The organism is Mycobacterium shunyiense (genome assembly GCF_058270035.1).
In genome coordinates this window covers 41973-52760 of the sequence record NZ_JBZDPT010000012.1, presented here as the reverse complement: position 1 = coordinate 52760, position 10788 = coordinate 41973, and the positions used below count along the sequence as shown (strand labels likewise).

The 10788-nt window shown below is 64.4% G+C and carries 10 protein-coding genes; all 10 read left to right on the top strand.

Translation table 11 applies throughout. From position 1 onward, the window contains the following. Positions 1–18 precede the first annotated feature (18 nt). The 10 genes from AC4ELS_RS10285 to AC4ELS_RS10240 all read left to right on the top strand — a co-directional run bounded on the left by AC4ELS_RS10285 (position 19) and on the right by AC4ELS_RS10240 (position 10784). Positions 19–975 (top strand): acyl-CoA dehydrogenase family protein, encoded by a 957-nt coding sequence (locus AC4ELS_RS10285; RefSeq protein ID WP_499047138.1) that lies wholly within the window; start codon positions 19–21, stop codon positions 973–975. 66 nt (positions 976–1041) lie between these two features. Beyond that, complete coding sequence (locus AC4ELS_RS10280; protein WP_499047135.1) at positions 1042–2256, top strand: acetyl-CoA C-acetyltransferase; 1215 nt, start codon at positions 1042–1044, stop codon at positions 2254–2256. 26 nt (positions 2257–2282) lie between these two features. Continuing rightward, positions 2283–3071 (top strand): enoyl-CoA hydratase/isomerase family protein, encoded by a 789-nt coding sequence (locus AC4ELS_RS10275; RefSeq protein ID WP_499047133.1) that lies wholly within the window; start codon positions 2283–2285, stop codon positions 3069–3071. Next, positions 3056–4660, top strand: a complete 1605-nt coding sequence (locus AC4ELS_RS10270; RefSeq protein WP_499047131.1) for a class I adenylate-forming enzyme family protein — start codon at positions 3056–3058, stop codon at positions 4658–4660. Before AC4ELS_RS10275 ends, AC4ELS_RS10270 begins: the two co-directional genes overlap by 16 nt. After that, a complete protein-coding gene (locus AC4ELS_RS10265) occupies positions 4657–5793 on the top strand; it encodes an Rv3169 family protein (protein ID WP_499047128.1) in 1137 nt (378 codons plus the stop codon). Before AC4ELS_RS10270 ends, AC4ELS_RS10265 begins: the two co-directional genes overlap by 4 nt. Then, on the top strand, positions 5790–6803 hold the full coding sequence (locus AC4ELS_RS10260; protein ID WP_499047126.1) for a phosphotransferase family protein: 1014 nt from the start codon (positions 5790–5792) through the stop codon (positions 6801–6803). The genes AC4ELS_RS10265 and AC4ELS_RS10260 overlap by 4 nt, the downstream gene beginning before the upstream one ends. Next, positions 6800–7186: a hypothetical protein gene (locus AC4ELS_RS10255; RefSeq protein ID WP_499047124.1), complete on the top strand. Its 387-nt coding sequence runs from the start codon at positions 6800–6802 to the stop codon at positions 7184–7186. The genes AC4ELS_RS10260 and AC4ELS_RS10255 overlap by 4 nt, the downstream gene beginning before the upstream one ends. Positions 7187–7393: 207 nt before the next feature. After that, entirely contained in the window at positions 7394–8605 is a 1212-nt protein-coding gene (locus AC4ELS_RS10250; protein WP_499047121.1) for an acyl-CoA dehydrogenase family protein, read from the top strand. 44 nt (positions 8606–8649) lie between these two features. Next, positions 8650–9570 (top strand): SDR family oxidoreductase, encoded by a 921-nt coding sequence (locus AC4ELS_RS10245; RefSeq protein ID WP_499047118.1) that lies wholly within the window; start codon positions 8650–8652, stop codon positions 9568–9570. After that, positions 9567–10784 carry an FAS1-like dehydratase domain-containing protein gene (locus AC4ELS_RS10240; protein ID WP_499047116.1) on the top strand — a complete coding sequence of 406 codons (1218 nt, stop codon included), beginning with the start codon at positions 9567–9569 and terminating at the stop codon, positions 10782–10784. Before AC4ELS_RS10245 ends, AC4ELS_RS10240 begins: the two co-directional genes overlap by 4 nt. Positions 10785–10788 lie beyond the last annotated feature (4 nt).

The following is a 10788-nucleotide window of genomic DNA, read 5'->3' as shown; positions in this document are numbered from 1 at the left end:
GCTGCAGAGGAAGAAGTCATGGACGCCGAAGATGTCGCTCAGATCTCTGAGAGCCTGCGTCAGGCGCTCAGTGGAGCGCCTGAGCGAGCAGCTGAGTTGCTCACCGAATTCGGTTGGCACGAACTCCTCGACGACGAGCCGAGAATCGCGGTATCGATCCTGTTCACCCTGGCCGGGGAACTTCGGTTATCCGGATCGCGGCTCGACACGGTGATGCTCCGTGCGGGCGCGTTGGGCTCCGGGAACGAGGAACTGCGCGTGGTGTTGCCCGCACCGGGCACTCATGCTCCGACAAGCAAAATCAGTGCTGATGGTACCGTATCGGTCGATGGGGTGGTGCAGCCGGGCATCTGTCCGCTGCTCATACCGGTCACCGACGACGACGGTCAGATCTCTTTCGTGCGATCGGGCGCGGTGGAGGCGCTTTCCGGGGAGCCGTTGGACGGGACCGCCGGCTGGACCCGGATCTCTGTCACCAGCTCGGACGTCAGCCGGATCTCCGTCGACAACCCCGGCGAGGTCTGGACCGCCATGGTGGCAGCCGGCCGACGGGCCCTCGCGTACGAACTCATCGGTACCGGCGCTCAGATGCTCTCGACCACAGTCGAGCACGTGAGCAGCCGGGTCCAATTCGGTCAGCCGTTGGGCGCCTTCCAATCGGTCAAACACCAACTCGCCGATGTACATCTCTGGCACGAAGTGGCGACTCTGACGGCCGACGCCGCTTGGGAAGATGCCGCAGCCCCCAGCGCCGCGCTGGCCAAGGCCACAGCCTTTCGCTTCAGCAGAACGGCGCGCACGGTGTGCCAGCAGTTGCTCGGTGGCATGGGGTTCACCTGGGAGCACGACTTCCATCGTTGGCTGCGACGCGCCCTGACCGTCGAGCCGCTGCTCGGGACCGCTCAGGGGCTGCACACCGAATTGGGTCAGGCGTTGCGTGCAGGCGCCATCAGCGACTCTCTGATCGCGTTGTGAGTCAGATTGGCTGAGTGAGATTGACTGTGGCACAAAGACTTTTGCATCACAACACTAGGAGGCTCGATGGCTGAGGCATGGATCATCGATGGGGTACGGACACCGCGCGGGAAAGGTAAAACGACGGGCGCACTGCACAATGTGCACCCCCAGGAGCTCTTGGCGACGGTTCTCAACGCTCTGGTGGCCCGCGGGCTGGACGCGTCGAGCGTCGACGACGTCATCATGGGTAACGGTGAGCATGCGGGTGATCACGCCAACGACATCGCGCGTTCGGCAGTATTGACTGCCGGATGGCCGGTCACTGTGCCCGGTTTGACGCTCAACCGGTTCTGTGGTGGTGGCCAGCAGGCCGTGATGGCCGCGGCCACCGGCGTCATCGCCGGCTGGCAGGACATCGTGGTCGCAGGCGGCGTGGATTCGATGTCGCGCTACAGCTACGGCCAACCGCTCGATGCGGGCAATGCCAAGCTGCGGGAGCGCTATTCGCTGGTTCCGCAGGGCATCGCGGCCGACCTGATCGCTACCTTGGAAGGTTTTGACCGCACAGCAGTCGATGCCTTCGCAGTGACCAGCCAGGAGCGTGCCGCCGTGGCGATCAAGGAGGACCGCTTCGGGCGCAGCCTGGCGCCGGTGCTCGACGACAACGGTGAGGTGCTGCTCGATCACGACGAGCACGTGCGACCCGGCACGACGGTCGAGTCACTGGCCGGGCTGCCTGCCTCGTTCGAACGCTCAGGGGCCAAAGTCCGCGACGGTGGCCGCAGCTATGACGACATGTGTCGTGAGACCTACCCGGAGGCCGGCACCATCCAGCACGTCCACCACGCCGGCAACTCATCCGGGGTGGTCGACGGCGCAGCGGCAGTGGTCGTGGCGTCCAGCACATATGCCGCGGCGCACGGTCTGAGCCCACGTGCCAAGATCGTCACCGGTGCGGTTCGCGGTGCCGAACCGGTGATCATGCTGACCGCTCCCGGGCCGGCGGCCCAATTGTGTCTCGACAAAGCTGGCATGGCTGCCTCGGACATCGATTTGTGGGAGATCAACGAGGCGTTCGCGGCAGTCCCGATGAAGGTGATTCGTGATCTGAGCCTGGATCCGGAGAAAGTGAATGTCAACGGTGGCGCCATTGCGCTGGGCCATCCGATCGGCGCCACCGGAGCGGTTCTGTTTCAAACGATCATCGACGAACTCGAACGCCGCGATCTGTCCACCGGGTTGGTGACGATGTGTACCGGCGGCGGTATGGCAACAGCGACAATCGTGGAACGGATTTAATCGCGCCGTCGGAGCGAAGGAGATTCATGAGCCTCACAGCAGTCGAGGTCCACCCCCGCGGACACGTCGCCGAACTGCGGCTGAGCCGCCCGGACACGCTGAATGCATTCGACGACGTTCTGGTCAACGAGCTGCCGGGGGTGCTGGTCGAGTTGGCTCGGGACACCGATGTCCGGTCGGTGGTGTGGACGTCGACCGGCAAACATTTCTCCGCGGGCGGAGATATGCAGACGATTCTCGACGGCCACGCCGACCTCAACGTCCTCATCCGCAACGTCGACGACGGCCGCCGTCTCTTCCGTGCGTTCGCAGACTTCCCGAAGCCACTGGTGGCCGCCGTGCACGGGAGCAGTTTCGGCGTCGCCACCAGCCTGATCTTCACCGCAGACGCCGTCGTGACGACCCCGACCACCAAGTTGAGTGATCCGCATGTCCACATGGGGCTCGTAGCGGGCGACGGCGGTTGCGTGGCGTGGCCGTCGAGCGCGGGATTGTTGCGGGCGAAACGGCGCCTGTTGTGGGGCGAGGCACTGACCGGGCAGGAAGCCTATGAGCTGGGTCTGGTGACAGATCTGGCGGACAATCCCGAGGCTGTCACCGAGACGGCTTTGGAGCTGGCAGATCGGGTGGCCGGGCTGCCTCCGGTCGCCACCCAGTTCACCAAGCGAGCGTTGAACAAGGTGTTGGCCGAAGCGACTGACCAGGTTTTGGACACAGGCTTCTACCTCGAGGCGCTGTCGAACCGCAGCGCCGATGCCGTGGAGGCGGTCAGCGCCTTCAAAGAGAAACGAGAAGGACGATGGACCGGAATGTGACGGCAGTGCAGACCGCTTGGGGCGACCAGGTCGTCGAGGGGCATTACGCCGGGCACCCGGGACTGCTCTATGACACCTCTCCCGCTGGGCTACGTGAGTTGCTGGACGGGGCAACGGGCCAGTACTGGGGTGACCGCGATTACCTGGTGCAGGGCGAACGGCGGATCACCCACGACGCCTTCCACGCAGCGGTACCCGCCGCAGCGGCTGTGCTTGTCCACGCTGGGGTGCAACGGGGCGACCGCGTCATGCTCCACACCTACAACCGCCTCGAATTCGTGCTGGCCACCTGGGCGACGTGGTGGATCGGCGCCGTGCCGGTGTACGCCAACCGCTGGTGGAGCAGTTCGGAAATCGAGCACGGGCTGCGGGTGAGCACTCCGGCGCTGGTGCTGAGTGATTCGCCAGAACTCATCGACGCCGAGTGCCCGGTGGTGCCGCTGACCACATTGGAAAGTTGTTGGGTCGGAGCATCATCCGGTCCCGCCGCGGCCGACGACGTGGCCTTGGACGAGCCCGGACTCATCTTGTTCACCTCGGGCAGCTCCGGCGCCCCGAAAGCCGTCGAACTGTCGGTGCGATCCCTGATCGTCAATCAGCAGAACCTGCTGGTGCGTTCGCGCCGGCTGCCGCACACATTGGACAGCGCTGCGCCGCAATCGGTTTCACTGCTGTGCACACCGCTGTTCCACATCGGTGGCGTCTCGAACCTGCTGACCAATCTCATCACGGGCGGCCGACTCGTCTTGACTGCGGGACGTTTTGACGCTGGTGAAATCCTGCGGTTGATCGAAACCGAGCGGGTGCAGACCTGGGGTGGGGTGCCGACCATGGCGATCCGGATCCTGGAACACCCCGACTTCGAATCCTTCGACTTGACCAGTTTGCGCAGCTTCCCGTTGGGCGGAGCGCCCCTACCGGCTGCGCTGCTGGAACGGATGACGACCAAGCTGCCGCAGCTGAAGAAGCGTGGACTGGCCAACACATGGGGTATGACCGAGACCGGCGGGTTCATGACGGTCGCCGGCAACGCGGATCTGCAGGCTCGGCCGGGTACGGTCGGCAAACCGTACCCGGTGGTGGAGGTGCGCATCGCCGATCCCGACGAGCGCGGGTCCGGTGAGGTGCTCGTGCGGGCACCAACCGTCATGCTCGGCTACGTGGGCATCGACGATGGCACGGTGGACCGCGGGGGGTGGCTACACACCGGCGATCTCGGCCACCTCGACGTCGACGGGTACCTGTACCTGGATGGGCGAAGCAAGGACATCGTCATCAGAGGCGGTGAGAACATCGCCTGCGTCCATGTCGAGCAGCACCTGCTGAAACATCCGTCGGTGATCGAAGCTGCGGTGTTCGGGATTCCGCACGATGATCTCGGCGAGGAACTCGTCGCGGCCGTCACTTGCCGGGTCGGCGAACTGGTGGACGTCGAGGCATTGCGTGAGCACTGTGTGGGCCGGCTGGCCTATTTCGAGATTCCGTCGCTATGGCGGATCACCGACGCGCCATTGCCGACTCTGGCGGGGGAGAAGCTCAACAAAAAAGCCATCAAGGCGGAATTCCTCGACTCCATGAACGAGAGGTGACGGCGTTGTTCCTCGGCGCAGCAGACGAATACTTCACTCACCAGACTGCACTGCCGCACGCGATGGTCGCCACCAGTGACCCGTCGTGGCGGGAACGCTACTGGGTATCGTTCCAAGACACGGTGAGTGGCGAGACGGTCCTGTCTCTCGGCATCGGGCGATACCCCAATCAGGATGTCATGGAGGCCTTCGCCTGCTTGTCTGACGGCGAACGCCAGACCAACGTGCGGTTGTCCCGCAGTCTGCTACCCGATTCGCACGGCATACAGGTGGGACCGATGTCGTGCGAGATCGTCGAACCGCTGCAGCAGCTGCGTTTTGCGCTGGGGGACAATGATTCCGGGCTCAGTTTCGAATTGACCTTCGATGCGACCTTCGAGCCGATCCTGGAAGGAAAATTCTTCCAGGTCAGTCGTGCTCGCACCACCTACGACGCCATCCGCTATGTCCAGCACGGGCGGGCGTCGGGTGTGATCTGCACTCCCGACGGTGAACGGATCGAGGTAACCCCCGATCGTTGGTGGGCTGAGCGTGATCATTCCTGGGGTACGCGCCCGCTGCCTCGCGCCGACGGCCAGCCGCCGGGTGAGCGGCCGGAATGGCGGTTCCTGTTGTTCGCACCGCTGCAGCTGCCGGACTTCGGCCTGCACGTCTATCTGCAGGAATCAGAGCCCGGAAAACCCGTCCACCTGTCTGCCGGGCTGACGGGATCACCCGGCGTCGGCGGGACAGATCCGGTAATCGTCGGTGTCGAGCATGATCTGGAGTGGGAAACCGGCGCCGCGGCACCGACGCTGGTGGGGGGCAACCTCTCGCTACTGCTGCTGGGTGGGGACCGCATTGATTTGACCCTGGCGGCTCGCCCCGGACGTGCGCATCTGCGCGGCGGCGGCTACGAGGGGTGGAATGGTTGGAAGCAAGGGCACTGGCGCGGTGATCTCACCGCCGAGCACGACCAGTGGGACCTTTCTGATCGAGCGAACTTCTACCGTTATGCCAAAGCCGGATCCGACCATCTCGTGGATGTTCGCCACGGCGACCAAATCGGCCACGGCATCATCGAGTACATGGTGCTGCCCGGTTACGGGGGGTACCAGGCAGCGCTTCCTCCTCCTCGCTCGAGCACGTCATGAGTGAGCTTCGGGACGCCCTTCTGCGATTGTTGTCGGGTACCGACATCCGCGACATCTCGGAACCTCAGCGGCTGGGTGGGGGGAGTTCGCAGGAGAACTGGTCGTTCGATGCGCTCGTCTCGGCGGCGCCACAAGCGGATTGGAAGCCGTTGCTGCTGCGCCGCGAACCCGCGCGCGGGGTGGTCGACACCGATCGACGGGTCGAGTTCGAGTTGCTGCAAGCGCTCGGGCGCACGGATTTACCGGTCGCCGGTGTCCATGCCTACGACAACGGGGAGCTGCTGGGGCGGCCGGCCATGGTCGTCGACCGGCTGCGTGGGCGTGCGCACCGGGGCGCATTGAAGGACTCGGATCCGCTGGGCCTGGGCGAGCACGCACGGCTTCAGATCGCCCGCGTGCTGCCCGTCCTGCTCGCCGGTATTCACAAGGTGGACGTGCAGGGCCTTGGTATCGACGGCATCCTGCCGGGTGTCGCGGAGGATCCGGCTCGTCGCGAACTCGACCACTGGGTCGAACAGCTGGACGCCGTCGCGCTGGAACCCCAGCCCGCGCTGCGGGCAGTGATCGGATGGCTTACCCGCCATCTGCCCGGACCGGTTGAGCGAGTCAGCCTGGTACATGGTGATTTTCGTCCCGCCAACGTGTTACTCGACGGAGATCAACTGTCGGCGATCCTGGACTGGGAGCTTGCCCATCTCGGCGATTCCCACGACGATCTCGGCTGGTACACCTGCTCCCTGTACCGGGGAGAACACTTCCTCGAAGGGCGCTGGAACGTCGACCAGTTCCTGCACGTATGGTCGGCTGCCACCGGCTTGACCGTCGATCCGGCTCGGTTGCACTTCTGGCAGGTGATGTCGGTATTCAGGCTGGCTGTCATCGCACTGACTGGAATCCGGGCGTTCTGCGAGGGCGAGACCGACCGGCCCGCGGCGCCCGCAGACCGGGTCATCAAAGCTGCGCTGCGTGAGACGCGGCTACTGCACTCGCTGTCAGGGGAATTGGTATGAGGCCACGTCCGTCGGAGATCATCGCCGGGATCAGATCGACCTTGGCAGAGGTTATCGCACCCGAGCTGACAAGTGATCATGCTCTTTCCCGGTTGGCGGAGATCAGGGCCGTCCTGGCTCAGATCGACTGGGATGATTCATCTTTCACTCTTAAGAGGCGGACCTTGGAACTCGCGGATCGTCTGCATGAGGCTCGAGACTGGATCGACGATACGTTCCCGGAACGGCCCCGCGAAGAGAGCCTCAGTTCATACGAGGAATTCTCGAAACAGATCGCGGACATCGCCATCGGCGCAATCGAGCGGCTGGCAGCGCATCTGGAGACGGAACCCGACGATGAGGCTGCCCGCAGGATCTACGCGCGCCTGCTCGAATCTGTTTAACTGCAACGTACTCGAGGCCTCGCTCGAATGTCTGTGCCATTTGATTGAGGGCGTCTTTGGGCTGCGCGCTGGACAAGGGGCTTGTCAACAGGCCAGCCGTCCGGCGACTCACTTCTGAGGATTTTGCCGGCCACTTCATCATTTCGTGTTGATAAAGAGATAGCCCACTGCTATAAAGTCTATAACTAGACTATTGAGGAGACGATAGTGACAGCAGCGACTGAGGTGACGCTGGAAAACTTCCTCAGTGCGGCACGTGCGTTCCTGGAGAGCATCTGTGGCCAGCGCGAACCGGCGCGCGAGGGCGGCACGAAATCGCGTTACGCCCTTTTCTCGGGTTCGACCGCTGACGAGATCGAGGACGCGGTCGACTATCAGCGGGCAGCGTTCGACGCCGGGTACGGCTGGATCGCCGGCCCTGTCGAGTACGGCGGAGCAGGACTTCCGGCCCGCTTCGAGCGCGCATTCGCTGCGTTGGAACGTGACTACACGATTCCCTCCAAGGGTCCGCTGTCGGTGAGTCTCGGTATGGTGGCGCCGACTCTGGCGCAGTTCGGCAGCGATGAAGCCAAGCGCCGGTGGCTGCAGGGCCTTCGCCGCGCGGACGTGATCGGTTGCCAGTTGTTCAGCGAGCCGGCCGCTGGGTCGGATCTCGCAGCCGTCCGATCACGGGCGCACCGCGCCGAAGACAACGTCTGGACGATCAGTGGTCAGAAGGTGTGGACGTCTGGGGCGCACTACTCCGATGTCGGTATTGCACTGACCAAGACAGCCGACGGTCCGCGTCATCGCAACCTCACGGCGTTCGTCATCGACATGACCGCGCCTGGTGTCGAGGTGCGGCCGCTCCGCCAGATCACCGGTGCGGCGGACTTCAACGAAGTGTTCCTCACCGATGTCCAGGTGGACGACGCCTACCGGCTCGGAGAAGTCGGACAGGGTTGGTCCGTCGCAATTGCCATGCTCATGCATGAACGGAACGCGATCGGCGGGTCGTCCAGTGGAGGCAGCGGGCTATTCCGGATGAACGACCTCGCCAGTTGGATCGTCGACCGTGGCCGCGAGGACGATCCGGCAGTCATAGAAGCGTATGCGCGCGTGTATTCCGGTGTGACGGCTGCGAAGTCGATGCGATCACGTGCGGACCGCAACCTCAAGGCGAACGGTGTGCCAGGACCGGAAATGTCGCTGGGCAAACTGGCGCTGACCGCGAATCTGCAGGCGCTCAGCGACCTTGTCACCGTCGTTCTCGGACCGAACTTGGTGGCTGACACCGGCGACCCACAGTCCTACGCCTGGTCGGAATTCGTCCTCAGTGTTCCGGGCATGCGCATCGGCGGTGGCACAGACGAGATCCATCGCAACACCGTCGCCGAGCGCTCGCTGGGATTGCCGAAAGACAAACCGGCTCCCGCCTGACCTGCGGCCACCCGCAGTTCACTTCACAACAGTTAGGAAACACAATGGGACATCTCGACGGAAGAACCGTCATCGTCACCGGCGCCGGGCGCGGGATCGGTCGCGAGCACGCACTGTTGTTCGCCCAGGAAGGCGCCAATGTCGTCGTCAACGACCTGGGCGGTGCGCAGGACGGTAGCGGCGCGGCCGCGGGTCCGGCCCAGGATGTGGTCGACGAGATCATCGCGGCGGGCGGCAAGGCCGTCGCCAACGGCAGCGATGTCGCCGACGCCGACGGCGCCAAGGCAATCGTCAGCGCCGCGCTGGACGCGTTCGGCCGGGTCGACGGACTGGTCAACAATGCGGGCATTCTGCGTGACCGGGTTTTGGTCAACATCGAAGACGACGATTGGGACCTCGTCGTGCGGGTCAATCTGCGCGGCACCTTCCTGATGACCCGGGAGGTCGGACGGTACTGGCGTGAGCAGAGCAAGGCCGGCGCCGAGGTCACCGGATCAGTGGTCAGCACGAGCAGCGAGTCGGGCGTCTTCGGAAACCCGGGCCAAGCCAACTACGCCGCGGCCAAGGCCGCGGTCGCGTCGCTGACCCAGGTCGCGAGCAAGGAGCTGCAGCGATATGGCGTTCGCGTGAACGCGATCCTGCCGCAGGCCCGCACCCGGCTGACCGAGAGCGCCTTCGGAGATTCCTTGGCGGCCAAGGAAGGCGAGTTCGATCGTATGGACCCGGCCAACGTCTCACCCTTCGTCGGCTACCTGTTGTCACCGACGTGCCCGCTGACCGGTGAGGTCTTCCTCGTCGGTGGTTCGCGCGTCCAGCGGATCGCGCCGTGGACCAAGGACCCCGACTGGAAGCTCATGGCCGAGGGCCGGTGGACGATCTCCGATCTGGAGAAGGCGGTGGCGGACGCGGGTGTGCCCGCCGGCGGGAACACCTGGACCGCAAATCCCGGCAAGGCCTCGAAGTGACCACCGCCGAGGACGCCGTGGTCGACAAGACCACCGAGGCGCGGATGCCCGAGGCAGTCATCGACGACGCGATGATCGAGTCGATGCGCGCCCGCGCGGGCGTCAACCTCCGGATCGATCACTCGATCAACAACGAAGAAGCCACCCGCATCGCCGTGATCAAGTTCGCCGGCGGGATCGGTGACGTCAACACTTTGTGGACGGATGCCGAGCAGGCCACCGCGTCTGACTACCGGGCGCCGGTCGCACCGCCCTCGTTCGTGATCGGCTGTTTCTCCGGGATCCAGTTCGGCTGGCCCGGACTCGGCGCGTTCCACAACGCCAGCCAGGCCCGTTTCCTCAAGCCCGTCTACTGGGGGGACAAGATCACTGCCACCTGTCGTTACGACGGGTTCACCGGCCCGCGCCCGAGCAAGTTCGCCGGGCAGATGGTCACCGATCACTTCGTCAACAGCTATCGCAACCAACGCGATGAGCTGGTTGCCGAAATTGACTGGCAGGTAGTCAATTTCGAACGTGGGTCGGCCAAGTCTCGATCCAAGAAGGCAGCAGACGATGCCTCCAAGCCCGAGTTGGTGCTCCCTCACCCGTGGAGCGAGGACGAGATCTCCGAAGTCGAGCAGCAGGTCCTGGCCGAGCAGCCGCGCGGGCGTGAACCTCGATTCTGGGAGGACGTCGCCGTCGGCGAGCCGATCCAAACCTTGACCAAGGGGCCGATCGGGCTCACCGATGAGGTGGCGTTCATCGCCGGTGGTGGTACGCCCATCCCGCGGTTGAAGGCCCATGCCGCGGCATTGGCCGACTACCAACTCCATCCGGCCTGGTCGTTTCGCGACCCGGTGATGGGTTCCAGCGAGCCGATCTACGCCGTGCATTACAACAAGGCCGCAGCGAACGCCATGGGCGTGGCGTTCCAGTACGACGTTGGATTCCAGCGACAGTGTTGGCAGGTGCAACTGTTGACGCACTGGATGGGAGACAGCGGTTGGGTACGCGAGTGCAGCTCGCAATACCGCGGGTTTGTCTATCTGTCCGACGTCGTGACTCTGGGCGGCGAGGTGACCGGAAAATCGGTCACAGAGGACGGCGAGCACGTCGTCGAGCTGTCCACATTTGCGCGTAACCAGCGGGGTGCTGATGTCATGCCCGGATCGGCCACCATTGCGCTGCCGACCCGCGAAGATGCGTCACCCGTGGCCCGCCGCGCCCGGTAGAAAG